The sequence below is a fragment of the uncultured Tateyamaria sp. genome (assembly GCF_947503415.1).
In the GTDB taxonomy this organism is placed as follows: domain Bacteria; phylum Pseudomonadota; class Alphaproteobacteria; order Rhodobacterales; family Rhodobacteraceae; genus Tateyamaria.
This window is the reverse complement of sequence record NZ_CANNDS010000006.1, coordinates 38,056-63,097: the sequence shown is the minus strand read 5'-3', so window position 1 is coordinate 63,097 and position 25,042 is coordinate 38,056. Positions and strand designations below refer to the sequence as shown.

25 protein-coding genes are annotated in these 25,042 nt (G+C 62.5%); 10 read left to right on the top strand and 15 right to left on the bottom strand.

Annotated features, from left to right (window positions below; translation table 11 throughout):
• Positions 1-63 precede the first annotated feature (63 nt).
• Together crtD and crtC are read left to right on the top strand one after the other, a co-directional pair.
• Positions 64-1,602 (top strand): 1-hydroxycarotenoid 3,4-desaturase CrtD, encoded by a 1,539-nt coding sequence (gene crtD / locus Q1A32_RS22680; protein ID WP_299658046.1) that lies wholly within the window; start codon positions 64-66, stop codon positions 1,600-1,602.
• Complete coding sequence (crtC, locus tag Q1A32_RS22675) at positions 1,599-2,471, top strand: carotenoid 1,2-hydratase (RefSeq protein ID WP_299658067.1); 873 nt, start codon at positions 1,599-1,601, stop codon at positions 2,469-2,471. The genes crtD and crtC overlap by 4 nt, the downstream gene beginning before the upstream one ends.
• 86 nt (positions 2,472-2,557) lie before the next feature.
• On the opposite strand, the gene Q1A32_RS22670 is transcribed toward crtC, so the two are convergent.
• The 4 genes from Q1A32_RS22670 to Q1A32_RS22655 form a co-directional block, all read right to left on the bottom strand.
• On the bottom strand, positions 2,558-2,998 hold the full coding sequence (locus Q1A32_RS22670) for a Fic family protein (protein ID WP_366141257.1): 441 nt from the start codon (positions 2,996-2,998) through the stop codon (positions 2,558-2,560).
• A 325-nt stretch (positions 2,999-3,323) separates the two neighbouring features.
• Positions 3,324-3,806, bottom strand: a complete 483-nt coding sequence (locus Q1A32_RS22665) for a TspO/MBR family protein (RefSeq protein ID WP_299658045.1) — start codon at positions 3,804-3,806, stop codon at positions 3,324-3,326.
• A gap of 5 nt (positions 3,807-3,811) precedes the next feature.
• Entirely contained in the window at positions 3,812-4,846 is a 1,035-nt protein-coding gene (gene crtB, locus Q1A32_RS22660; RefSeq protein ID WP_299658044.1) for a 15-cis-phytoene synthase, read from the bottom strand.
• 40 nt (positions 4,847-4,886) lie between these two features.
• Positions 4,887-6,413 (bottom strand): phytoene desaturase, encoded by a 1,527-nt coding sequence (locus tag Q1A32_RS22655; RefSeq protein WP_299658043.1) that lies wholly within the window; start codon positions 6,411-6,413, stop codon positions 4,887-4,889.
• A gap of 97 nt (positions 6,414-6,510) precedes the next feature.
• Here Q1A32_RS22655 and crtA point away from each other — a divergent pair, with 97 nt between their 5' ends.
• The 4 genes from crtA (at position 6,511) to bchO (ending at position 10,926) form a co-directional block, all read left to right on the top strand.
• Complete coding sequence (crtA, locus tag Q1A32_RS22650) at positions 6,511-7,218, top strand: spheroidene monooxygenase (RefSeq protein ID WP_299658042.1); 708 nt, start codon at positions 6,511-6,513, stop codon at positions 7,216-7,218.
• Positions 7,215-8,222: a magnesium chelatase ATPase subunit I gene (gene bchI / locus Q1A32_RS22645; RefSeq protein WP_299658041.1), complete on the top strand. Its 1,008-nt coding sequence runs from the start codon at positions 7,215-7,217 to the stop codon at positions 8,220-8,222. The genes crtA and bchI overlap by 4 nt, the downstream gene beginning before the upstream one ends.
• 184 nt (positions 8,223-8,406) lie before the next feature.
• Positions 8,407-10,050: a magnesium chelatase subunit D gene (locus Q1A32_RS22640; protein ID WP_299658040.1), complete on the top strand. Its 1,644-nt coding sequence runs from the start codon at positions 8,407-8,409 to the stop codon at positions 10,048-10,050.
• Between the two features lie 3 nt (positions 10,051-10,053).
• Entirely contained in the window at positions 10,054-10,926 is an 873-nt protein-coding gene (bchO, locus tag Q1A32_RS22635; RefSeq protein ID WP_299658039.1) for an alpha/beta fold hydrolase BchO, read from the top strand.
• Positions 10,927-11,016: 90 nt separating this feature from the next.
• Here the strand turns inward: bchO and Q1A32_RS22630 are convergent, their stop codons facing one another.
• Positions 11,017-12,072, bottom strand: a complete 1,056-nt coding sequence (locus Q1A32_RS22630; protein WP_299658038.1) for a ParB/RepB/Spo0J family partition protein — start codon at positions 12,070-12,072, stop codon at positions 11,017-11,019.
• The gene (locus Q1A32_RS22625) at positions 12,069-13,373 is read right to left on the bottom strand and encodes an AAA family ATPase (protein WP_299658037.1); all 1,305 of its coding nucleotides are present in this window, start codon (positions 13,371-13,373) and stop codon (positions 12,069-12,071) included. The genes Q1A32_RS22630 and Q1A32_RS22625 overlap by 4 nt, the downstream gene beginning before the upstream one ends.
• Positions 13,374-13,864: 491 nt before the next feature.
• On the opposite strand from Q1A32_RS22625, the gene Q1A32_RS22620 reads away from it, so the two are divergent.
• Genes Q1A32_RS22620 through Q1A32_RS22605 form a run of 4 tightly spaced genes read left to right on the top strand, consistent with a single transcriptional unit; the run spans position 13,865 to position 16,989 of the window.
• The gene (locus Q1A32_RS22620; RefSeq protein WP_299658036.1) at positions 13,865-14,548 is read left to right on the top strand and encodes a hypothetical protein; all 684 of its coding nucleotides are present in this window, start codon (positions 13,865-13,867) and stop codon (positions 14,546-14,548) included.
• Entirely contained in the window at positions 14,545-14,796 is a 252-nt protein-coding gene (locus Q1A32_RS22615) for a hypothetical protein (RefSeq protein WP_299658035.1), read from the top strand. Before Q1A32_RS22620 ends, Q1A32_RS22615 begins: the two co-directional genes overlap by 4 nt.
• Complete coding sequence (locus Q1A32_RS22610; RefSeq protein WP_299658034.1) at positions 14,793-15,293, top strand: DinB family protein; 501 nt, start codon at positions 14,793-14,795, stop codon at positions 15,291-15,293. Before Q1A32_RS22615 ends, Q1A32_RS22610 begins: the two co-directional genes overlap by 4 nt.
• A 37-nt stretch (positions 15,294-15,330) precedes the next feature.
• Positions 15,331-16,989, top strand: coding sequence for a mechanosensitive ion channel family protein (locus Q1A32_RS22605; RefSeq protein ID WP_299658033.1), 1,659 nt, complete (start codon positions 15,331-15,333; stop codon positions 16,987-16,989).
• 87 nt (positions 16,990-17,076) lie between these two features.
• On the opposite strand, the gene Q1A32_RS22600 is transcribed toward Q1A32_RS22605, so the two are convergent.
• The 9 genes from Q1A32_RS22600 to puhA all read right to left on the bottom strand — a co-directional run bounded on the left by Q1A32_RS22600 (position 17,077) and on the right by puhA (position 25,035).
• The gene (locus Q1A32_RS22600; RefSeq protein WP_299658032.1) at positions 17,077-18,636 is read right to left on the bottom strand and encodes a glucan biosynthesis protein; all 1,560 of its coding nucleotides are present in this window, start codon (positions 18,634-18,636) and stop codon (positions 17,077-17,079) included.
• A 183-nt stretch (positions 18,637-18,819) separates the two neighbouring features.
• Positions 18,820-19,269: a cytochrome c family protein gene (locus Q1A32_RS22595; protein ID WP_299658031.1), complete on the bottom strand. Its 450-nt coding sequence runs from the start codon at positions 19,267-19,269 to the stop codon at positions 18,820-18,822.
• A gap of 112 nt (positions 19,270-19,381) precedes the next feature.
• Positions 19,382-20,596, bottom strand: coding sequence for a 5-aminolevulinate synthase (gene hemA, locus Q1A32_RS22590; protein ID WP_299658030.1), 1,215 nt, complete (start codon positions 20,594-20,596; stop codon positions 19,382-19,384).
• Positions 20,586-21,395, bottom strand: a complete 810-nt coding sequence (gene puhE / locus Q1A32_RS22585; RefSeq protein ID WP_299658029.1) for a putative photosynthetic complex assembly protein PuhE — start codon at positions 21,393-21,395, stop codon at positions 20,586-20,588. Before puhE ends, hemA begins: the two co-directional genes overlap by 11 nt.
• Positions 21,396-21,462: 67 nt before the next feature.
• Entirely contained in the window at positions 21,463-22,575 is a 1,113-nt protein-coding gene (gene acsF / locus Q1A32_RS22580; protein WP_299658028.1) for a magnesium-protoporphyrin IX monomethyl ester (oxidative) cyclase, read from the bottom strand.
• Positions 22,572-22,868 (bottom strand): hypothetical protein, encoded by a 297-nt coding sequence (locus tag Q1A32_RS22575; protein ID WP_299615800.1) that lies wholly within the window; start codon positions 22,866-22,868, stop codon positions 22,572-22,574. The genes acsF and Q1A32_RS22575 overlap by 4 nt, the downstream gene beginning before the upstream one ends.
• A 20-nt stretch (positions 22,869-22,888) precedes the next feature.
• Positions 22,889-23,356, bottom strand: coding sequence for a photosynthetic complex assembly protein PuhC (puhC, locus tag Q1A32_RS22570; RefSeq protein WP_299658027.1), 468 nt, complete (start codon positions 23,354-23,356; stop codon positions 22,889-22,891).
• Positions 23,357-23,361: 5 nt separating this feature from the next.
• Positions 23,362-23,994, bottom strand: a complete 633-nt coding sequence (gene puhB, locus Q1A32_RS22565; protein WP_299658026.1) for a photosynthetic complex putative assembly protein PuhB — start codon at positions 23,992-23,994, stop codon at positions 23,362-23,364.
• A gap of 270 nt (positions 23,995-24,264) precedes the next feature.
• A complete protein-coding gene (gene puhA / locus Q1A32_RS22560) occupies positions 24,265-25,035 on the bottom strand; it encodes a photosynthetic reaction center subunit H (RefSeq protein WP_299658025.1) in 771 nt (256 codons plus the stop codon).
• Positions 25,036-25,042 lie beyond the last annotated feature (7 nt).

The window sequence follows — 25,042 nt, the reverse complement described above, 5'->3', positions numbered from 1 at the left end:
TGGCATACACCAAAGTGTAAACCATACTGGACACATCAACTGTCACGAGTCAATATTCCCGCCATGACCCACGTCACATCCCCTGCCCCGCAACGCGCCGTGATCATCGGTGCGGGCATCGCCGGTCTGGCCTGCGCGGTCCGGCTGCGGGCGGCAGGCTATGCGGTGACGCTGCTGGAACGGCACGCGCAGGTGGGTGGCAAGATCCGCACCATCCCGTCCGACGCAGGGCCCATCGACGCAGGACCCACAGTGCTGACGATGCGGCACGTCTTTGACGACCTGTTCGCACAACTGGGCACACGGCTCGAAGACCACGTCACGCTTATCAAACAGAACGAACTGGCACGCCATTTCTGGCCCGACGGCAGCCAACTCAGTCTCTACGTAGACGAAGACAGCAATGTGGGCGCGCTTCGGGCCTTCGGCGGGAACGAGGCAGCCACCGACTTCCTCAAGTTCACCAAACGCACCCGCCAGCTGTTTACCGCGTTCGACGCGCCGATGATGCAAGCACCCGAACCGCGCTTGCTGGCACTCACGCAACACGTGCTGAAACAACCGCACCTGATTCCGGCCATGGCACCGCTTTCCACGCTGAAATCCCTGCTCAAACGCAGCTTCAGGGACCCAAGGCTGCAGCAACTCTTCGGGCGCTACGCCACCTATGTCGGCGGCAGCCCCACCCACGCCCCCGCCATCCTGTCGCTGATCTGGCAGGCCGAAGCGAACGGCGTCTGGGTGGTTCAGGGCGGCATGCACAAGCTGACGCAAGCCCTGTTGCATGTGCTGGACAGCCATGGCGTGGACACCGTCACAAACGCGCATGTCGAAGAGATCGAGATCCGGAACGGGCACGCCACGGGCATCGAATTGAGGGACGGCACCCGCCTGCCCTGTGATGTGCTGGTGCACGCAGGCGACCCTCGGGCGCTGGCCACGGGTGAATTTGGTGCGGCCACCCGGCCCATCGCGCGGCAAACGAGACGCGCCAAACGCAGCTTCTCGGCGCGGGTGCTCAGCTTTGCCGCCAAAGCGCAGGGCCCCGACCTCGCGCATCACAACGTGTTCTTCGCCGCAGATGCCCAATCGGAGTTTCGCGACCTCATGGCCGGGCGTGTGCCCGAAACCCCAAGCTTCTACATCTGCGCCCTCGACCGCGGCCAGGGCACGGCCCCACCCGCACTCGAACGGTTCGAGATTATCACCAATGCACCGGCAACAGCAGACGCACCCCCAGAGGACCTCTCTTCATGGCTTCATCAGATCACGCAGCAGATGGCGGCGCACGGGGTGAGTTTCAGCCCGACCCCGGATACGACGACAGTAACGACGCCCCAAGCGTTCGGTCGGATGTTTCCGGCAAGTCTCGGCGCGCTTTACGGGCAGACACCGCACGGGCTGACAGCCGCCCTGCAAAGACCTACAGCCCGAACGCCGATCCCGAACCTGTACCTGGCGGGGGGCGGAACGCATCCGGGCGCGGGCGTGCCGATGGCGACCCTCTCCGCACGGCACGCGGTCGAGGCGATCTTGAGCGACCAAACTTCGGCATCGACGTCGGGCCAAATGGCTACGCGTGGTGGTATGTCGACGGCCTGAGCGATTGCGGCACCCGCGCCGTGTCAGTGATCGGGTTCATCGGGTCCGTGTTTTCGCCGTGGTACCGCTGGTCGGGGCGCAAAAACCCGCAAAACCACGTCTGCATCAATGTGGCCACCTATGGCAAAGGCGGCCGGTTCACCATGACAGACCGGGGGACGTCAGCGCTGCGCCAGACCGCGTCCCGGCTCGAGGTTGGCCCCTCCATGATGCGCTGGGAAGACGACACGCTTGTCATCGACATTGACGAGGTCTCCTCCCCGCCCCTCATCTCTCGCATGCGCGGGCAAATCAGGGTCATCCCCTCCGCCCTCACAAATATCGAACTGGCCCTCACACCCGACGATAGCCACATCTGGCGCCCCTTCGCCCCGCGCAGCCGCATCGAGGTCGACATCGACCGCCCGGGTTGGCAGTGGGCGGGCGAAGGCTACTTCGACGCCAATTTCGGCACCCGCGCATTGGAAGAAGATTTTTCCTACTGGACCTGGGGTCGCTACCCCACAGGGGATGGTGCTACCTGCTTCTACGACGCCACCCGTCTCGACGGCTCGGAACTCGCCGCAGGCTTTCAATTCGACGAAGCGGGCAACGCCAGCAGCATCCCCCTGCCACCCAAAGCGCCCATCCGCCGCTCCCTCTGGGCCGTCAAACGCGAAACGCGCGCAGACGCCGGGGCCAAGGCACGGCAAGTGCAAAACATGCTCGACGCGCCGTTTTACTCCCGATCTGCCGTGGAAACGACGCTGAACGGTGAACGGACCACCGGCGTGCACGAAGCCCTCGATCTCAACCGCTTCCGCTCGCCACTGCTCAAACCCATGCTTGCCGTCCGCGTCCCAAGACGCAGCAAATGGACGTTCGACTAGACACCATTTCCCAACAAGGCCGTCCCTCCCTGAATGGCAGGTCGGCATGTTGGACGTCGATCACCCGTCAATCCGTTAGAGTCGCGCTAGCCAAAGAAGATTTCTACGTCGTCCATCATGGCCTCGTGGCTCTCGTATCCCTTGGCATAACGCTCCACCCACGAGATTACGCGCTGCACGTCCCAATGCTCATGCACCATCTGTGCCAGCTTGTCATACCAGGGGTAGTCCTCTGGCAGGATCAGCAGGTAGATCTCTGTATAAAGAAACGCGTTGCACACGATCCACGCCGTGCGCTTATTCGCATCCTTGAACCCATGATTAGTCAGGAAACCATGCAAAAGGCATCCGGCTTTGTCTGTAACAGAGGGGTAAAAAACGTGTCCCGCGTATTCGTGATATGGCCGTCCCAGCGCACTGCGGATCAAGTCTTCGTTGTTTATGCCAGGAACACCGCCGCCATTTTGCAATGCGTTGTCATGAGCCGTCATCACATCCTCAAACGTGACACGGAAGTGATCTGCCACTATCGGTCAGCCAGTTTGATCAGGCCCGCCCGATCCCGGCGCGAGATAGCCTTTACACCTTCAACAAACCTTCCGGTTTTGGCACTGCGCTGAGTGACAACAACGCCAGAAGCAGACTTCGTCGCTTGTTTGCTTTGCACACGCGTATGAGCAGAAGCGGCGGCAGATTTTTGAACTCTCTTGGCCATTGGTCACCTCTCAGTCCCAGACATGCCCATCTTGCGCGGCAAATTCAAGATTTCCTTAACGAGGCGAACGCGCAATTCGGCGCACAGGCAAACAACAGGTATTCAGTCGCAAAGCTGTCTTTTACCACCGCCTGTGCTCACCCCGCCTGCACGGACCCCTTAGCCGCCTCATCCCGGTTCAACCGCCACACCTCCGCATTCAGGGCAGCCGCAATCGTCACCCAAACCAGGTACGGCACAAACAGCACCCCAGCCAGCGTATCCACCTGCCACAGCGCCAGCATCGCGCTCAGCACCGTGATCCACAGCACGCCGATGATCGCCATGCCCACGCGGATATTGCGCAGGCCAAAGAACACCGGCGTCCACAGCCCATTGAACGCGATCTGCATGGCCCAGAATGCCATTGCGAACCCGTTGCCCTCGGCCATTGCCGCGCGGGCACCGGCAACGGCCATGCAGACGTACAGCACTGTCCATGTCACGGGGAACACCCAGTCGGGCGGCGTCCAGCTTGGCTTGGTCAGCGACCGGTACCAAGGGCCTGGCGGGAACAGCCCACCGGTTGCGCCCGCACCAAGGCAGGCGGCAAAGAAAACGCAGAATAAAAGCCAGAACATGAAACTCAGGTAGCCCGGACGCGCGCGCCGATCAAGCTCGCACGATCCGCCTGCCGTTTTGCTTCAAGCGCCGCGAGGGCCTCGAACAGGCTGTCACTGCGGCTGGGACGCGCGCCATTGGCCGCCGCATCCACAAGGAATTGCACCTCAGGCAACGGCTTGGCGTACAGCACCGCCGATTGCGGCATCACCATGCTTGTCCCGCTCAACGCAACCGATTGCGTCAGCCACCCCAGCTTTTGCGCCTTGGACGTCCGCGCCCGCGCCGAAATGCTGTCATAGCCCATGCCCGTCAGCCGCCCGCCGATGCCTGCATAGATATACCGCGCCGCATAGATTCCCGGTCGGCATCCCCGTGGCAGCGCCGCAATACCCGCTTCTGAGCGGTAATAGAGCCTGTTTGCCTCCATCACCAACCGCTTGACCATGCCGCGCACGGCCTTTGTGGCGCGAGGATCGGCGAAGAATGCCTCCCGCATCATCCCCGCCTCGTCCAGCCATTCGGTCGGCAGATAAAGCCGCCCCTCCAGCGCATCCTCGCCCACATCACGGGCGATGTTGGTCAACTGCATCGCCACGCCCAGATCACAGGCCCGCGCCAGCGCATCCGCATCCCGCACGCCCATCAGGACGCACATCATCGCCCCCACGGCAGACGCCACACGCGCCGAATAATCCTTCACCCCCGACAGGGTCTCATAGGTGCGCCCTTCGGCATCCCAAGCAAGGCCCTCCAGCAGTGCATCCGGCAAAGCACGCGGCATCTCGAACTGCTCCACCACGGCTGCGAAGGCCCGGTCAGGTGCTGCATCCTTAGGCTTGCCCTCGTAAACCAGATCCAACCGGTCCCGCAGGCGCAACACCGCCTCCGCCTTCTCGGCCTTCAGATCAACCTCGTCATCCGCCAACCGGCAGAATGCATACAGCGCCAGCGCCGGATCACGCACCCGCTTGGGCAGCAACTTGGACGCGGCATGAAACGACAGCGACCCGTGCCGGATCGCCTCTGTGCAGGCCTCCAGATCGGCGGGATTGATCATAGCATCCTCCGTAGGGTGTGCGCTTCGCGCGCACCGCCCCTCATGTCACAGCATCCGGGACAAGTTGGCTCAACACCTCAGCCGTTGAAATCACCCCCGGCACACCGGCCCCGGGATGGGTGCCAGCGCCCACCAGATACAACCCCTCCGCCTCCTCACTCACGTTGTGTGGACGGAACCAGGCCGACTGCAAAATTCGCGGCTCAATCGAAAAGCCCGACCCGTTTGGAGACAAATACCGATCCCGGAAGGTCTCGGGCGTGAACACCTGTTCGGTCGAAATTTTCGACCCTAACCCCGGCAAAAGCTGTTTTTCCAGCACGGCCAAGACCTTCGCCTTGTAGGCTTCCGCCTCCGTCTTCCAATCCACCCCGCCATGACCCAGATGGGGCACAGGCGACAGCACATAGAACGTATCATCCCCCTCGGGCGCCACACTCGGGTCAGTCACAGACGGGCGGTGGACATAGAGGCTCATGTCATCCGACAGCTTGCCCTTCATGAAGATGTCATGCAGCAACCCGGTATAGCGTGGCCCATTCAGGATCGTGTGATGGCCCACATCGGCCCAATCACCACGGGTGCCCTTGGTACCAAAATACCAGACAAACAGGCTCATCGAATATCGGGTGCGCTTCAGCTTCGACGGCGTCCACCGCTTCTTGGGGGCATGGCGCATCAACCGATCATAGGTGTGGCCCGCATCGGCATTGGACACCACAACATCGGCCCCCAATTCCAGGCCGGACTCAAGACGCACACCACGCACACGCCCCTGATCCACGACAATCTCGTCAACGACGGTATCCATCAACAGCGTGCCACCCTGATCCTCGATCACAGCCGCCATCTTCTGCGCCATCCCGGCCAGACCACCCATGGCGTAATGCACGCCAAATTCCTTCTCCAGATAGCTCACCAGAATATACATGCTGGTCACATGCATCGGATCGCCCCCGATGAAGAGGGGGTGAAACGAAAACGCCATCCGCAATTTATCACTGATGAACCGCCGCTTGGCATGGGCATAGACAGACCGATCGGCGCGCAACATCCCGAAGGTGGGCAACACCTTCACCAACTCCCACAACTGGTGCATGGACCGACGGCCCAGATCCTCAAAGCCGAACCAATAGCGTTTGGCCGAATCCTGCAGGAACTTGTCGAACCCGTCCACATCACGCGGCTCGATCCTGGCCACCTCGGCGCGCATGGCGTCCGTATCATGCTGGGCCACGAACTTCGTGCCATCAGGCCAGCGAATCTCATAGAACGGATCAAGCGACTTCAGCTCGACATCGTCTTCAAACCGACGACCACAAGCGGCCCACAATTCCTTGTACAACTGCGGCACAGTGACAATCGTCGGCCCCAGATCGAACCGATGCCCGTCCTGCCATATGGCCGATCCACGGCCCCCCGGCACGTCCAGCTTGTCAATGACCGTAACCTTGTAGCCCTTGGCCCCCAGCCGCATGGCAGCGGCCAAGCCACCCAGACCCGCACCAATCACAATGGCGCGGTTTCCGACGCGGGTTTCCGATTCGATGGGATCAAGGCGTGTCATCTTCTGCAAACAATACGAGTGTCTAGTTTAGTTGACAATTTCTTTTCTGTCGCACAGGCTAATGAGGTGCCAGCAGGCACGCTGCCAGTGCGAAAAGATGAGCCAAACCACGACGATATCCTTCTTCCGCTTTGCGCGGTGGCGCGACCGGGCATGGGCGCTGACCATGATGGGCGCGGCCCGTCTGGCCATGGCGCGCGTGCCTGACCTTGGCTTCTGGAAACTCTGCGGCTCAGGCACAGGCGAAGGGTTCACACCGGTCCCGAATACGGCCGTCTACGCCGTCCTTTGCACATGGCCGGACGAAGAAACAGCGCGCAGAAGCATTGAGTCCACCCCCATTTTCGGGCGCTACCGCACCCGCGCGACCGAACATTGGACGATCTTCCTCGCCCCCACCTCAGCACGTGGGGCATGGAGCGGGAAAACACCCTTTTTCCCTGTATCAGAGCCGAAATCCGGCCCTTTGGCCGCCCTCACCCGCGCCACAATCAAACCCGGCATTCTGACCAAATTCTGGGGCCGCGTCCCCGACATCTCCGCCATGATCGGCAGCGACCCCAACGTCCTGTTCAAGATCGGGATCGGAGAGGTCCCCATGCTGCAGCAGGTCACCTTCTCCATTTGGCCGGGTGCAAACGAAATGGCCCAATTCGCCCGCACAAACGGCCCCCACGCCGACGCGATCAAGGCCGTCCGCGACGGCGCTTGGTTCCGCGAGGAACTCTACGCCCGCTTCGCCATCCTGGGCGACAGCGGCACATGGGGCGGCACCAGCCCGCTCGAAGGACTACGACTGCAATGACAAAAACCCCTTTCCCCTTCTCCGCCATCGTCGGTCAGGAGGATATGAAACAAGCCATGATCCTGACAGCCGTGGACCCCGGCATCGGCGGCGTTCTGGTCTTTGGCGACCGGGGCACAGGCAAATCCACCGCCGTGCGCGCACTGGCCGCCCTCCTGCCACCCATCACCGCCGTGCAGGGGTGCCCAATCAACGCAGACTCCCACGACAATTGCCCCGAATGGGCCAATGTAGAGACGAAAAAGACGCGGCGCATGCCCACCCCCGTCATCGACCTGCCGCTTGGCGCAACCGAAGACCGCGTGGTCGGCGCACTCGACATCGAACGCGCCCTGACACGCGGCGAAAAAGCATTCGAACCGGGCCTTCTGGCGCGCGCCAACCGCGGCTACCTCTACATTGACGAGGTCAACCTGCTCGAAGACCACATCGTCGATCTGCTGCTCGACGTCGCCCAATCCGGCGAAAACGTCGTCGAACGCGAAGGGCTTTCCATCCGCCACCCGGCCCGCTTCGTGCTGGTAGGCTCCGGCAACCCCGAAGAGGGCGAATTGCGCCCGCAACTCCTCGACCGGTTCGGCCTGTCCGTCGAAGTGCGCAGCCCGAACGACGTGGCCCAACGGATCGAGGTGATCAAACGCCGCGACGCCTTCGAGTCGGACTTCGACGCCTTCATGGAGGTCTACTCTAAGGAAGACGCCAAAATCCGCCGCAAGATCCTCGCCGCCCGCAAGCTATTGCCCCAGATCGACACGCCAGACGCCATCCTGCACGATTGCGCAGAGCTTTGCATCGCCCTTGGCAGCGATGGGCTGCGCGGCGAGCTCACCCTCCTCCGCGCCGCCCGCGCCCTCGCCGCCTACAACAAGAAAAAGACACTCACCCGCGACCACCTCAAACGTATCGCCCCCATCGCCCTTAGCCACCGCCTGCGCCGCGACCCGCTGGACGAGGCTGGCAGCACCACCCGCGTCACCCGCACGGTCGACGCCGTGCTGGCATGACGGGCGGGGCGGACGACACGTCCGCCTTACGTGGCCTGCCCTATGGAACGGTCATTGCCCCAAGCGGTAAGGCGGCGTTCACCCCGCCACCGCGCCACTGCACCCGACGGAGGATGCGCCTGCGAGGCGCCCCTTACCCGCTAATCCGTAAGGCGGACGTGTCGTCCGCCCGCCCTGCTCAATCATGACCGCAGAAAACTGGTACAACGCGACCCTCGCCCTGAAATTGCTGGCGCTTGACCCGCAGGGTCTCGGCGGTGCTGTCATCCGCATGCGCGCAAGTCCGGACCGTGACGCGCTTCTGGCGGGCTTCACCCCTGCCCTGCCCATCCGCAAACTGCCTATCATCATATCCGACGAACAACTCTTCGGCGGCATAGACCTCAGCGCAACCCTGGCATCCGCACAAGTCATTGAAAATAAATCATTTTTCTACAGCCCCACTATCACCCTCATTCCCATGGCCGAACGCTGCCCCCCGGCCCTCGCCGCCAAGCTCTCTCAACTGGCAGATCATTCTCTAACACAGGGCTTTTTGCTCTTTGATGAAGGGATCGAGGCAGACGAACGCACCCCCGACCCCCTCGCTGATCGCTGCGCTTTCCACATCGAACCCGAGGGCCGAAAACCGTGTGTCCCCGCGGGGACAAACCAATCTGTCCCCGCGGGGTCAGAGGTAAAAACAGCTGACGCCATCCTGCAACTTACCATGCTTGCAACCCGTTTCGGCATCACATCCCTCCGCGCCCCGACCCTCGCCCTCCGCACCGCACGCGCCCATGCAAACCTCATGGGTCGCAACCACCTCACCGACGCCGACCTCGAAGTCGCTGCGACGCTCGTCTACCCCCACCGCGCCACTGTCATTCCCGAGGATTTGGAAGAGGCAGACACCCCCCCTCCCCCACCCCAGTCCGACGACTGTCCCCGCGGGGACAACGACGAAAACGACGCATTCCCCGACGCCGATATGCTTGTCGAAGCCGTCAAATCCCTGCTCCCCCCCGACCTGCTGAACGGACTTGTCCCCGCGGGGACAACCCGAAAATCCGGCGGGACAGGCGCGGGTCAAAAGCGCACCAGCAACCGCCGCGGCCGCCCCCTGCCCTCGCGTCCCGGCCGGCTCGACGGCACCTCCCGGATCGACCTGATCGCCACCTTGCGCGCCGCAGCCCCCTGGCAACCCTTGCGCCGCGAACAACAACCGAACCGCAGCGGCCTTCTCATCCGTCCATCCGACATCCGCCTGAAACGCTACGCCGAACAATCCGATCGCCTGTTGATTTTCACTGTCGACGCATCAGGCTCCGCCGCCGTTTCCCGCCTCGGCGAAGCCAAGGGCGCCATCGAACTCCTGCTCGCCGACGCCTATGCCAGCCGCGACCACGTGGCCCTGATCTCTTTCCGCGGCGCCGAGGCAGAAACCCTCCTGCCTCCGACCCGCTCACTCGTGCAAACCAAACGCCGCCTGTCAGCTCTCCCCGGCGGCGGCGGCACGCCCCTCGCCTCGGGCCTGCAACACGCCCTCCTGCTCGCGCAACAGACAAAGGGCAAAGGCCTGACCCCAACGGTCATTCTGGTCACGGATGGGCGCGCCAACGTGGCCCTCGACGGCAGCGCAAATCGGGGCCAGGCCGCAGAAGACTCCGTGGCAATGGCAAGCGCCCTGCGCGCCACAGGCACGGCGGCACTGGTGATCGACATGTCGAACCGCCCGCAGACCACATTGCAAGACCTGAGCCGCACTCTGGATGCGCCTTACGTCGCGCTCCCGCGTGCGGATGCCCAAAGGCTCAGCGGCGCCGTGACTGCCGCGTTGGACAGCTGACGGATGGACTGGTCCCAGATCGAAACGTGGCCCAATTCCGATTTGTCCCGGCGGGGACAAGGGCCCGTGCACCGCTGGCATATTCAGGAAAAAGGCGCAGGACAGACCATTCTGATGCTGCACGGGGCCGGGGGGTCGACACACTCGTACCGCGACCTCATGCCGACGCTCGCAGAGGATCATCACGTGGTTGCGCTGGACCTGCCGGGGCAAGGGTTCACGCAACTTGGCGCACGTCACCGCTGCGGACTGGACGCCATGGCAGAGGACATCGCACACCTGTGCGCCCAAGAAGGATGGGCACCGGCTGTAATCATCGGCCATTCTGCAGGGGCTGCCGTCGCCCTGAGACTGGCGGAAAGCGATCTGTCCCCGCGGGGACAAGCGCCGCTGGTCATTGGAATCAACGCTGCTTTGGCACAGTTCAAGGGGCTTGCGGGATTGCTGTTCCCGGTGATGGCGAAAGCTTTGGCAGCCGTGCCATTCACGGCGTCGCTATTCTCGGGCGCGTCTTCGAATCCTGAGCGGATCAAGGCATTGATCGGCTCGACAGGCTCCGATCTGGATGCGCCGGGCCTGGCCCTGTACCGACGGCTTGTAGGGGATCGCAACCACGTGGACGGGACGCTGTTGATGATGGCGCAATGGAAGCTTGATCCGCTCTTGGCCCGCTTGCCGACGCATCCGTCAGAGGTTCACTTTCTGGTCGGGGAAAGGGACACGACTGTCCCGCCCGACGTCTCGGAAAAGGCGGCCGCGCGAATGCCGAATGCGACGGTGCATCGTCTCGCAGGTCTGGGGCATTTGGCGCATGAAGAACGGCCCGCTGAGACCGTCGCGCTGATCCGTCAGATTATTCGAAAATCTTCGAGCTAGCGAAATCTGTCCCCGCGGGGACACTGCACAACGCCACAAAAAAAGCCCGCCAAGTTGGCGGGCTTTTTCGATTGTCCCCGCGGGGACAGATCACAGATCAAGCTGGTCGAGAAGGGCGCGCACCGCTGCTTCGAGCTTGCGCGGATCGATGGACCCGAAGTCGCGGTTCATCTGCAATTCGATCTTGCCCTTTGAGCCGATGACCTTCGCGGCACCCGCCTTGCGGTTCAACTTGATGGTGGTCTTTGAGGACGTGGACGGCGCGGTCTGTTCGCCCACCGGCTTGGGTGCGACAACCTTGTTCAGGACCGCGAGTTCCGCGACCGCATCCGTGGGTTTCTGGTGGTCCAGAAGGGCGGTCAGGTGTTGCGCGGCGCGGGGCTGCTCTTCGAGCGCTTTGATCAGCTTGAGACCGAGGGCGCGCGGGATCGCTTCGGGGTATTGAAGGCGGTGGCCCAATTTGTCCATCAAGAGACTAAAACTGCCTATGTAGTGACGCTTTTGCCGTCCGGCAGAGGCAAAGAGAACGGCGATCGCGTCGTTCAATTCGAGGTCCATCTGGCGGGCATAGCTGGAGGCGAGCTGGCCCATTTCGGCAAAGGAAATATCCCGCCGGACCATGTTTTCGTCGACCATGCGGCGGTAGAGCTTTTCGAGCGCTTCGCCCTTGGCGACAAGCACCGCGGGGATGGTGGCGTATTTTTCGTCGCCGGTCTCCTCGAACAAGGACTTGTACGCGCTGAGGCGGCGGAAACCTTGGATCAATTCGTAGCCGTCGCCGGTGTCTTCGACCTGGATCGGGTTGGACAGGCCAAGGTCGCGGATCGAGGTCTTGAGCTCTTCAAGGTCCGGATCGCGGTTTGTGCTGCGGTCGCGGGTCAATTTCTGCATCGCCACGTCCCCGAGGGGAACGCGGGCAACGATGGCTCCATCCCTTTTTAGAGACACATATTCGTGGGCGAGACGGTCATTTTCAGCGCGGATTTCAGCCTCTGCCGAGTGACGTTCAGTGAGCGCATCGGCGTTCTCGGAAATGGCTGCGGCCATGGGCCCACGGCGGGTTTCCGGGGCAGGGGTCTGATCTGCGTCGGGCGCGCTGCCTGCGTCCAGGTCGAAGTCGATGTCGAATACGCGGCGTTTGCTCATGCCTCATCCTCCAGTTGGTCCCAGGCTGTTCCCAGGTTCGTTTTGAATTCTTCGTAAGCGCGGTCGAACGAGGCGCGCGCGCGGCGCCAGGTTTCGCGGGTCATGTCCCGGTAATCTATTTCGTAGATACTGCTCAGGAATCGCCCGGATTGCTCGACCGCGCGGGTCATTTCGATCGGGTGTTCGCAGACGCGGTCGCCGAACACTTTCTGGAACGCGCCCTGCATCGCGCGGTGCAGTTCATTGCCCGGCTCGAACCGCGTGAGCAGGAAGCGGAGGTCGAGGAAGGACTTGGGCAAGGTCATTGTCCCCGCGGGGACAAGGCCGTTGAAGCGGGACAGATCTTCGAGTGCTTCGGACAGCTGGCCGATAAAGGACGTGGTTGAATCGTATTCCCAATAGCCGGGGCCGGAGGGAATGTAGAGCACGTCGGCGGCAAAGACCGCGTTCATGGACTGGTAGCCGATGGCGGGCGGGCAGTCGAAAAGGATGAGGTCGTAGGTGTCGGGCGCGATCTGGTCGAGGAAGCGCGAGACGGCGGCAAAGAACGACCATTCGGGGTTGATGTGCCGATATTGGGCGGAGGCAAACTCGACGAAGGCGGCGTTGGCGCAACTGGGCACGATGTCGATTGTGGGCCAGTTCGTGGGCTTGATGAAGTCGGACGCGCGCAGGTCGTTGAGGCCCATGTCCGTGATTGCTGCGGGCAGTTTGCGGTGGGGCAGGGCGGTGCCGGATTCCGCACCGCGCAGGGCGGAGTTCATGCGGTCAGTCTCGTGCCCCAGATCGCGCGCCATGATGCCCCAGACAGTGTATTCTTCGGCCACGTCCGACAAGCCCATGGAATGGCTGAGCGTGGCCTGCGGGTCGAAGTCGACGCAGAGCACGCGGTAGCCGTCGAGAGCGGCGGCGTGGGCGAAGTGGAGCGCTGTTGTGGATTTGCCCGCCCCCCCTTTGAAGTTGGCGATGGCGGCGCGGATGGCGCGCTTGTTCGCCGGGCGGTAGGGCATGAGCGACTTGCGGTTCACCTTGATCCGGCGACGCAGTTCGTTGATCTCATCCAGCGTGTACCAGCGTTGGCGGCCGTCTTCTTCCACGATGCCCTGGGGCAGGGACGGGTCGGCGGCGAGTCGGCCGCGCAGGGTGGATTGGTTGGCTTTAAAGATGAGTTCCGCCACCTCCCAGCTTGAGAAGCGACGAAGCGTTTTTTCGCTCTCGGGCGAGTAGGTTTGCTGGCGGATGAACCCCTGCATTTTGAGGGATTGCGCCTGAAGTTGGGCGAGGTCTGTGTGCGTGAACATGCGCTGCCTGTTGGTTTGTCCCCGCGGGGACAGGTTGTTTTTCGTCCCCGCGGGGACGCTAATTCTGCTCATTTCCAGATTTACGCTGATTTTGCGGAAAAAGCAAAAGGGGAATATGGTTGTCCCCGCGGGGACAGATTGCGCTTTGGCTCAGGCAGGCCGGGGGAAACGTTGTGATTCTGTGCTGTGCCCGTTCCCTATGTTTACTGCCCAGATTTGGGGGGACAGTTTTGTGTCCTCCACAACAGAATGGGTGACAAAAGGCTCGGAATAGGGGACAGTCAGTATGTCCCCCAATACCGTATAACCTTGATTTTCTTTTGATTTGGGTTTGGGTCAGACAGGTTATCCACATGCCCCCTTGACAGAATCGGGACTTGGGACGCAAATCAGAGGCAGAGACGGAAAAGCGGCCAGAACCGCGGGGAAACCCAACCGTTGGCAGGTGATGTTCGGGGCAGCCCGGACCATTCAGACAAATGAGGGCAGGGATGCAAACGCTGAGGCCGGTGGGCCGGGGCGCGTCTGCGCGCAAATACGATATTCTGACGGCCTTGGGTGCGTACGCGTTGGCGCAGGGCAAGCATGAGCAGCGGCGGGTGCTGCGGCTGATGACGCTGATCACGGCGCGCTACAATTGGGCGCGGGATGAATTGGCCGTGGGTCAGCGCGAGATTGCGCGGCTTTGGTCTGTCGATGAGCGCACGGTGAAACGGGAGATGGCGCTGCTGCGCGCGCGCGGGTGGTTGGTGGTGAAGCGGCAGGGTGCGCGGGGGCGGGTGTCTGAGCATGGGTTGGACCTGGAGCGCGTGTTGCTGGATACGGAGGCGTATTGGGCTGCCGTAGGGCCGGATTTCGAGTTGCGTATGGGGGCCAATGACGAGGAGCCACAGAAGGTGGTGCCTTTGCCGGTGAAGGGGTCTGTCACCGCGCCGGATGTGTCGAAGGGGACGGAGTGGTCCTTGGCCCAGGCGATTTTGCATGGCGAGGATGCGGGGCTTTATGCGTCGTGGATTGCGGGCCTTGAGCGGGTCGAGCGGGCAGGGGGGCGGTTGACCCTGCGCGCGCCGTCACGGTTTCACGGCGCCTATGTACAGACGCATCTGGAGCGGCGGGTTTTGGCGGCGTGCCGGGAGGTGGACGGGGAGGTGAGCGAAGTGCGGATCGTGACATGAGTTTTGGAGACTGCGCGGAAGTAACGGGGCAGGGGCCGTTGATGGTGTTCTGGATCGGGGCGGTGCTGTTGGGGCTGGTGATCAAGCAGCGGCATGGGCTGGATGTGGGGCAAACATTGCGGGTGATGATTGGCCGATCTGTGCCGGGCGTGGTGTTGCGCCCTTGGGTGTTTTGGAGCGGGCTGGGGCTGGTGTCGGGCATCATGGTGTTTTGGGTGATCCTGATTCAACGGTGCATGGGCGCATGAGTGCGATGCTGGATCATCTGCGGCTGATGGCGCGGTACAATGCCTGGCAGAACGGGTCATTTGTGGCGGCGGCGGATACGTTGACGGACAAGGCCCGGTGGTTGGATCGAGGGGCGTTTTTCGGCTCTATTGCGGGGACTTTCAATCATTTGCTCTGGGATGATGCTTGGTGGCTGGCGCGCTTTGACGGGGATACGCGGCCCGAGCTGAGCGTGCCTGTGTCATTGGACGCCCCGCGTGAGTGGGAGGCATTCAAGGCGATGCGCACCGCGCGGGACCGGGACGTCTTGGATTGGGCCAACAGCTTGTCGGAGGCTGATCTGGACGGCGTGATCGCGTGGTACCCGGCTGGCGGTGACGTGCGGGTGGAAAAGCCTGCGACCGTTTGCTTTGCGCATCTGTTCAATCACCAGACGCATCACCGGGGGCAGATCCACGGGATGTTGACGGCCGCCGGGGCCAACCCGGAGCCGACGGACCTGCCGATGCTGGGGTAGGGCGGAACCGGATGCATCCGGCGCGCGTTACATCCTGATGATCAAACGAATTTCCGTCATCCTCGTGATGTTGTCTAGCCTTGCGACTGTCGCCTTTGCGCAAACCGAGGCGTGTGAAACGACGCGCTGGTATTGTGTGGAAGGGTTGAATGACGGGTTGGATGCGCCCGGTGACATCATCGCCCAAGACACCCCGCGCGCCGCCATCGAAAGCCTGCTTTTCTTTGCTGAGCGTGATGCGTGGGGGTATGCGGCCCATCTGCTGGACCTGTCGAACATCCCTGAAGAGGAACAAGCGGTGCGCGGCGCGGAACTGGCGCGCGCGCTCGATACGGTGATCAGCCGCAAGGCGGTGATTGACTGGGATCTGGTGCGGGACCGACCGGATGGAATTGATGCTCAGGCGTCCTCGGATCAGGCGATGGCGGGCGAGCCGCGCAAATCGCTGTTGCTATGGACGCTTGATCTGGGTGCGCGCCCGGCGGCGATCCGGCTGGCCCGCGTGAAACCGGACGGGGGTGAGCCTGTCTGGGTGTTTTCCCGCCAGACCGTGGACAACATACCGGCCCTGTTCGAGCGGTACGGGCCCAACGGGTTCGAGGCCTATCTGCCTGCCGCACTGACCGAGAAGACGGCAGTGGGCTTCATGTGGTGGGAGATTATCGGTCTGCCCATTCTGATGGTGCTTGCCCTACTGGTCGGACGATGGGTCTGGGTCACCCTGAACTGGGTGTCAGGCCGGGTTGAGCGCCGGGTCATCAAAGATATCGTCCGGTCCGTGCGCGGGCCCGCGGCAACGGGGGCTGCGACCGGTCTGGCGCTTTTGATCGGGTCATCTGTGTTCGTCTTTTCGGGCCAGATCAGCACCATCCTGACCCCGGTGGCGTGGCTTGGCCTGTTGGCATCGGGCCTATGGTTCATCATCAACGCGGTCGAGGTCGTGCTGGACCGGCTGACCCAGTTCGATGACGTTGATCTGACCAATCAGCAGGACGTGCACATGCGTACGACGGCGACCCGCGTGGCGGCTGCGCGCCGTGCCTTTGTGGTGGTTGTCATTCTGGTGGGTGGCGGTGTCTTCCTGTCGCAGACCAACATCTTTCAGAACCTAGGCCTGACCTTGCTGGGCACGGCGGGGGCTTTGACCCTTGTTCTGGGGTTTGCCGCGCGGCGGGTGCTGGGCAACATCATGGCGTCGTTGCAGATTGCCCTGAACCAGTCCGCCCGCATCGGGGACCGGATCGTGTACAACGATTATCTGTGCCATGTGGAGCGTATCAATTTCACCTATGTGCAGTTGCGCGACTGGGATGGCACACGGCTTGTCGTGCCGGTGGAGGAGTTCGTGTCGACTGCCTTCGAGAACTGGACGATGAAAGAGCCGGAGATGCTGCGCATCATCAAGGTGAAGTGCGCCCATGACGCCGATGTGGGTCTGTTGCGCGACGCGTTCATGGGCATTCTGGACGAGTTGGATCAGGACCAGCTGGGCGACCGTGACAGTGCCAAGGTGCGTGTGGCCGGGCAGGATGTGTTCGGCAAGGATGTGTGGTTTGCGCTGCCCTGTTCGGATCCAAACACATCTTGGGATGTCGCTTGTGATGCGCGAGAGCGCTTGTTGGCTGCTGGTACCCGGATCGCAGAGGATCGGAATGTCGTCATCTTCCCGGATGCCAATGCGGCTGAGGCCGCATAGCTTTTTGAGGTGGGTGGGGGCTCTGCCCCCGGTGCTGCGCACCTCCCCCGTGGTATTTTCAGTCAGAAGAAACCAATGGCGCAGCGCTTAGGTGGGCGCGTCATCGCGCAGCCATTGGAAGAGCCAGTTTTCCGACAGTTTTTGCGTGTCGTCCGCGATGTGGGCGGTGAGTTCGATCAGGTCGTGGTCGCCGCCGTCGATGTCGATGAAGAGCCGCCATGTCGGGACTGCCGCGTCTTTGACCTTGTGCAGGACGATGCCCGCGATCTCTCCGGCCGAGGCTGTGACGACCGGTGTGACGTCTGCGTCTTCCGCGAGGGTGCCAAGGCGGCCGCCCTGGAAGTCGACCACGAACTTGCGCAGGTTTGGATTGTCCAGCGGGACGCCCGAAGGGCCGCCAATGCCTGCGAGCGTGCCTTGCACCCATGCCAACGCGCCTGAGGGGGGCAGGTCGCCCCAGTGCATCCGCCAAGCGTAGGAGCGCGTCTCTCCGGCTTGTGGGGGCGTTTCTGGCACCCAGAAGGCGACGATGTTGTCGTCGATTTCCAGATCGGCGGGGATTTCCACAAGGCGCACCGTGCCTGCGCCCCAGTCGTTGAGCGGTTCGATCATCACCGAGGGTCGGTCGTGGTAGCGAGCGCCTGCGTCCTGGTAATCTTCGTAGGTGCGGTCCCGCTGGATGAGGCCGAATTGGGCCATGTCGGGTTCGTTGAAGTAAGAGCTGCTGACCCGTGGTGGGTTGTTCAGGGGGCGGAGGAGGACCTCGCCATCCTTGCGGATGATCTTGAGCGCTTCGCTGTCGTGCACCTGGCGGCGGAAGTCGTCAAAATGCCGTTCCGAATGTTCGGCGAAGTAGAACATGGAGGTGAGCGGGCCGAGGCCCAGTTGCGGAACGCTGTCGCGGAAATAGAGCGTTGCTTCGACATCCATCGTGGTGTCGTCGCCCGGGCTGATCGTGAACTTGTAGGCCCCCGTGAGCGACGCGCTGTCGAGGGCGGCATAGACGGTCAGCGACGTGTCCGTCGCGGCGGGTTTTTCGAGCCAGAAGGCGGAGAAGCGGGGGAACTCTTCGGGGCCTTGAAGCCAAGTGTTGATGGCGAGGCCGCGGGCCGAGAGGCCGTAGCTGTTGCCGCGCCCCAGCGCCCGGAAGTAGCTGGCGCCTAGGAAGGTGACCACCTCGTCGAACTTCATGGGATCGTTGAGCGGATACGTGAGTTTGAGGCCCGCGATGCCGGACAGTTCGGCGTGGTCCGGCACCCGTGTGCCCACGTCGTTGCGGTATTCGAAATCGTCCGTGGTGAAGGTGAGGGGGCGGGCTGTGCCGTCTGTCACCTCGAAGATCTGCACCGGTTCCTTGAACAGCCAGCCGGGGTGGAAGGACGACACGTGGAAGGGCAGGGGGGTGTCCGACCAGCGCGCCGCCTCTGGCCGGAAATAGATGTTGCGGTAATCGTCATAGGTGAGATTTTGCAGGAAATTGTCGAGCGGTGGCGGGGGCGTGTCGGGCGCTTGGGCCCGTGCCTGCATGCGCGCCTTGAGCGTGTCGAAGGAAAACGGCTCGCCCGCTGTTTGCGCCAGTGCGACCGATGGCAGGGCGACACTGGCCAAAAGAGTGGCAAGGGCGCTGCGGCGGGTCATGGGAGGCATGGCGGGAGTGTCCGGTTTTTAGGGTCCAAGATTGGCGGTAGAGATGCAGTCCCGTGCGCGTGCGTCCAGTCCTTTGACCTCACAATCAGCGGCGCGTCTGTCACATCAGCGGCATTTTGCCGGAAACGCGAAAGGCCGCCGGGATCACCGACGGCCTTTGCGTAAATCTGAGGCGGTGGCGGCTTAGCTGCCTTCGTCCGCGGGCTGCAGGGAGGCAAGGTAGGCGTAGATGTTCACGGCATCCTCTTCCTTGCGGACCTTGTAGGTCATTTTGCTGCGGCCCTTGTCGCCGGTGACTTCACGCAGGTAGGCGGTGGGGTCCTGCACGTAGGCCACGAACACCTCTTCCGTGATCTCAAGCCCTTCCATGCTGGCGGCCAGCTGGTTGATGTCGGAATAGCGGAAATCTTCGACCATGCCGAATTGACCACCGACGATACCGTAGAGGTTGGGGCCGGTCTTGGCGTTGCGCCCGGCCAATGTGTCGCCCGCTTCGTTCTGGACGACGTGGCACGAAATGCACTGGCGGAATGCTTTTTCACCTTCGGCGGCATCGCCCGAAGCGTGGCCGTCTGCAAATACAGGTGCGGCCAGTGTGGCTGTCGCGGCTGCGATGGCTAGGGTGCGGAACATATGTCTCTCCTTCAGAAGTTCTTGGGTCAGAACGTAGCGGCTTGGCGGTCAAGTCAACAGTAACTTTGACTTGATCCAAGGATTGGGGGGAATTCTGCGCGGGATTTCCCCGTCAGGCGACCGCATGGGCAATAGCGCACTGTTTCCATAGGTCTTTCAGCGCCATGACGAGGTGTTCGATGTCGTCCGTGCTGTGCAGTGGACCGGGGGTGAACCGCAGCCGTTCGGTGCCTTTGGGCACGGTGGGATAGTTGATGGGTTGGACGTAGATCCCGTACTGCTGCATCAGGTAATCCGACAGCATGCGGCATTTGACCGGGTCCTTGATCATCACGGGGATGATGTGGCTGGGGTTGTCCATGTGCGGGATCCCCTCCTGGTCCAGCCGCTTGCGCAGGTAGGCGACGCGCTTGCGCTGTTCGATGCGTTCCTGATCGGATTGCTTGAGGTGCCGGATGGAGGTGCGGGCCGCTGCCGCCACGGCCGGGGGCAGGGCGGTGGTGAAAATGAACCCGCTTGAAAAGGAGCGGATGAAGTCGCACATCGCCTCGGAACCGGTGATGTAGCCGCCGACGACGCCGTAGGCCTTGCCGAGTGTCCCCTCAATCAGGGTGATCCGGTCCATCAGCCCTTCGCGTTCGGCCACGCCGCCACCGCGGGGTCCGTACATGCCGACGGCGTGCACTTCGTCGATATAGCTCATCGCGCCATGCTTTTCGCAGACGTCGAGGATTTCCGCGATTGGTGCGATGTCGCCATCCATGGAGTAGACGGATTCGAACGCCACGATCTTGGGCGCGTTGGCGGGCAGGGCGGCCAGTTTGCGATCGAGGTCTTCGGGATCGTTGTGTTTCCAGATCACCTTGGATGCGCGTGAGTGGCGGATGCCTTCGATCATGGAGGCGTGGTTCAGCTCATCTGAGAGGATCACCGCGTCAGGCAGCCGTGCGCCAAGGGTGCCGAGGGCCGCCCAGTTCGAGACGTAGCCGGAGGTGAACAGCAGCGCGCTTTCCTTGCCGTGCAGGTCGGCAAGCTCGGCCTCGAGCAGCTTGTGGGCGTGGTTGGTGCCCGAGATGTTGCGTGTGCCGCCTGCGCCCACGCCGTAGAGGTCCACGGCGTCCTTCATCGACTGGATGACGCTTTCGTGCTGGCCCATGCCCAGATAGTCGTTCGAACACCAGACTGTCACTTGATCGGGGGCGTCTTCGTCATGGCATTTGGCCTTGGGAAAGGCACCGGCCTGGCGTTCGAGTTCCGCAAATATGCGGTAGTTCCCCTCCTCTTTCAGCGCGTCGATTTGGCTTTGGAACAGTACATCAAAGTCCATGATGTCCCCCTTGTGGTGTCGTGTTTTTGGTGGGTTTGGGCGCAGGCAGCATCCAGCGCCAGAGCCGTTCGTCGGGGATGGGAAGGACCATCACCCAATGTTCGAGGGCCGCAAGGGCCGTGAGGGCGGTCAGCAGGGCAAAGCCCGTCACTGCGCCCATGGTGTCTGCGGCATAGAGCCGTTCGAGCCAGCAGGCCGCCGCGAAGGTAAGCGCCGTGACCGAGATGGGGAAAAGCCAGTTCATGCCTGCGGTGCGGAAGTGGCTGGGCAGGTGGGCGAGGGCTTCGGGCAGAAAATCCACATGGATGCGGGGCACGCCGAAGAAGAGGTTCAGCTTGGCCGAGATGCGCGCAAAGAAGAGCACCGCGAAGGTGTAGAACGCGAACGGGTTGGGCGCGTGCCAGAGGGCGAGGCCGAGGATGATCAGCGTCGCGGTCAACAGCATCTCGTGATACGCCACCGTGCCCCATGCGCGGATGAACCGTTCCCATGCGGGGACATGGGGCGGCAGGGCCATACGGTTGGGGCCGGTGATGATGCCCGTGAGGAACGCCAGTTCGATCCAGCCCCAGAGGGCCAGCGCCGACAGGAAGGCCACGTAGGTGCCGAGGATGTCGGTTTGGGTCATGGACCACCAGGTGCCGTACGCGCCAAGGGCCATGAGCGGCAGGGCCGCCCATGTGGTTGTGCGCCGCGCCCTTGTCCCTGAGCGGTCGGCGTATTTGACCGCCATCAGGATGGTTCCGGTGGAGAACCACCAGATGAAGAGCGCGATGAGGGCGGCGATCCATGGGGTCATGGCGCAACCGCCCGCAACGGGCCAAGATTTTTCGTCCGAAAAATCTCTGTTATGCGGCCCGAGTGCTTCAATACGCAGGCTCCAACCGAGTGCTTGCGGGCACCACGTGCTTTTTCGCCGGGATCGTATAGAGCGACACGAAGGCTGCCGCCGCACGGATCTGTGCGCCCAGCTTTTTCAGACCCTTTGCATCGGCCATATCCGCGTTGGCCTGTTGCAGCCGTTCGAGGCCGCGCTGCCAGCGGGGGTGGTCGATATCCAGCGTGATCGGGAAGATCTGTTCCGACAGGGCCGAGGTCTTGGTGAACACCTCGTGCGCGTACCAGTCGGGATCGACGCCAAGGGCCTTGTGGAAGGCCGGGCGCTGGTGGTCGCGCACATACATCGTGCCGTAGACGGCCGTCAGGAAGAACTTGATCCACAGCACGTTGAGGCCGCGCGTCAGTTTCGGGTCCGTTTTCATCAGGAGGGCAAAGGCCTCACCATGCGAAAACTCGTCATTGCACCATTCTTCGAACCACTTGAAGATCGGGTGGAAGCGGTGTTCGGGATGCGCCTGCAGGTGCCGGAAGATGGTGATGTAGCGGGCGTAGCCGATCTTTTCCGACAGATACGTGGCGTAGTAGATGAACTTGGGCCGGAAGTAGGTGTATTTCTTTTTCTGCGTCAGGAAGCCGAGGTTCACGCGCAAGCCAGCCTCGCGCAGGGCGTCGTTGATGAAGCCCGCATGGCGTGCTTCGTCCCGTGCCATGAGTTGGAACAGTTGCGTGATGTCCTTGTTGTTGCCGCGCCGTTTCATTTCCTTGTAAAGCACGCAGCCCGAAAACTCGGCGGTGCAGGAGGAGATCAGGAAGTCGATGAATTCCTTTTTCAGTTCCGGCTCCATCCCGTCCCAATCGACGGTGTCCCAGTCTTCGTTTTTCTTGAAATGCCCTTTGTTCGGGTCGCTTTCCATCTGGTCGATCAGCTTGTCCCAATCCGCGCGGACGGAGGAGACGTCGATGGCGTCCAGCTCGTCAAAGTCGGTGGTGTAGAAGCGCGGGGTCAGCAGGGTGTTCTGCATTGCCGTTTCGGTCGCGAATTCGGACGTGAATTGTTCGTCCTGTTTCTGGGCGATGGCCAGACCTTCTTCGACCGATGTGGCGTCGGCGGTGTGTTTGTCGGTGTTTTGAACGTTCATAGCGTGACCTCCTCGGAGAAGGAAAATTCGCACAGCTCCATGATTTCGAAATCACCCGTGAGCCGGGTCCAGAGCCGTTCGAGTGCGGAGGCGCGGAAGATCACCGCCTCGCGGTCTTCGGTGACGATTTCGCCGAAGGGGGCCATGATTTCGGGGCCCTTCACCTGCACTTCGTCGCCAGGATAGATCACGGCGCCGTTGTTGAACCGCACGTGGGCGTGCAGGCTTTCGAATTTGTGGCTGATTTCAACCGTGCACGGGGCACGTTCAACGTCCTTTGTCAGTAGTCCCATGAGGTGGCTTCCTTTCTGGGTCAGGGTTTGCTCAGCAACCTGGCGAAGGTGCGGAGATTGTCGGCGCCAAAGCCCATCAGCTCGGCGGTCCAGTCGGTTTCGGGGTCGTAAAGTGACAGGCGGTTCCCCTCGCGCAGCCGCAGCAGCACGGGGGCAGAGGCGTCGGCGCCGGATTTGGCGCGTTCGCGGACCAGCACCCGTTCGATGCCGGCGACAAAGCCGCCCTTGTCCGCTGGAAAGTCCGCAAGGACCGTGCCGTTGGCGTCCAGAACAAGGGCTGCTCCTGAGGCGTCACCGCTGAGAAAGATGGCCCGTTCCGCCACGATCGGCGTTTCGGCGGGCGTGCTTTCCAGCGGGCGGTCCGTGAGTGTGGCAATGGTGACCAGCGACAGGATAATGAGCAGGAGGGCCAGGACCGCGCGGATGAGGATGCGCGGGACGAGTTCTTCTTCCTTGGCGTGGATGCGGGGGCTATCGGCGTGAGACATCTGCGTTACTCCGCCGCGACCGCATCATGCGGCATGGTGCGCGTGATTTGCGGTGTGGTGATCCGCGCCTCTGCCGCGTCGGCGAGGATGCGGGCCACGTTTTCGGCGTCGGGGATGCAGCGCAGGGCCGGTTGCGTTTTGCCGAACCGCCAGGGCCGGGCATGGGGCCAGAGCACGAGATAGCTGAGTTTGGTGTTGCCCGTGGTGTCGAGCGCGATGGTACCCGTGCCGCCCTTGCGCAGGTCAAGGGCCGCGTTGCCCAGTTCGCGGTAGGGCAGGTTGACCGTGAGTGTGAGCGCCGCCCCGATCCGCATGGCGATGCGGGAGGTGGTGATCGTGTACATCGTGGCCCGCGCCTGGATCAGCGCGATGAAGTAGAGCATGCCGCAGACAACCGCGCCGAGGATCAGCAGGGGCAATGTGGCCCCGATGGCCTGGCCCAGCGGCATCAGGTCCACGACCGAGATGAACCGCCACCCGGCCAGCAACACGAAATAGCCGATGATCCAGTTCAGGTTCAGCGCCTCGCGGGCGAGGGCGAGAGTATCAGGCCTGCCTTGCCACAGGATCTGTTCGCCCTCGGGGGGGCGTTCGGGAAGCCCTTCGACAGGCTCCACTGCGAAATCATCATGGGACATGGCGCACGTTCCCTTTGTCTGTTCTGGGGGACCTGCATTGGTGCTGGTATGCCCGGGGTTCACCCCCGGGCCGCGCCCGACCCTCCCCCCGGGAGGGCGCATTGGTGGAGTCTCGCTCCGAACCACGGGACACTTTGATGCCGGTGGGTCGCGCTGAAATCATGTTGGCTGCGCCCACCCAGTGTCGGGCGCGTCCCTTGTCGCGAAACGCACGCGCCACGCTCCGGACTTTGCCGGAGATTTGCCAGGATATGGCGCGTGCGTCAGCCATCAGATTTTCGGCTCTTGCCGCTTGCTGTCGGCATAGAGAACACCGCCGCCGTAGTAACCGCTGATCTTCTCTTCTTCGAGCATGGTCACCTGGGTGCTGCTGGCGTGCTGCGGCACGGTCGCGAAGTGCTTGCCATAGAGCGTGCGCACCACAACCCGGTCGGATTTGATCCGGGCGAGTGTCAGCGGCACAAGGCGGTTGCCCGTGCCCCATTTGGCGTCGAGCGTGTATTCGAGATAGCGGACCAGTTGCTCCGGCTCGTCGATCCACATGTCGGTGACCTTGCCCACAACCTCGCCATCGCCGGACATCAGGGGCAGCCCGCGTGGGTCGCGGCCCGTGGCAAAACGGAAGCTGTCATTGGCGGACATCGGGATGATCTTGGGGTGGCCGTGGCCATCCAGTTCCGGCACGTCGCGGCGCGGGGCCCAAGAGGCCGGACCAACACCGTCCAGCATCGGATCGCCCGTGGGTTCCAGCGGGTAGCCGTTGCCGGGGCCTGTGCGCTTCATCGGAATGTCGGCGCGCTCCGGGGTCTGGCCCGACGGCACTGTGACCTTGCCGCGGCCATGGGGCAGATCGAATGTCTTGTCCTCGGGCAGCGGGAATACACCGGGATTGGACGAGGCGTTGCCCTCGTCATCTTCCAGCGGATACCCCTCGCGCATATTCTCGCGTTGGATCCAGATGATAAGCCCGAAGAAGAAGATGTAGAACAGCCAGAGCGACAGCGACGCGAGGTCGAATTCGCCAAAGAATGTTTCGGTCATGACAGAT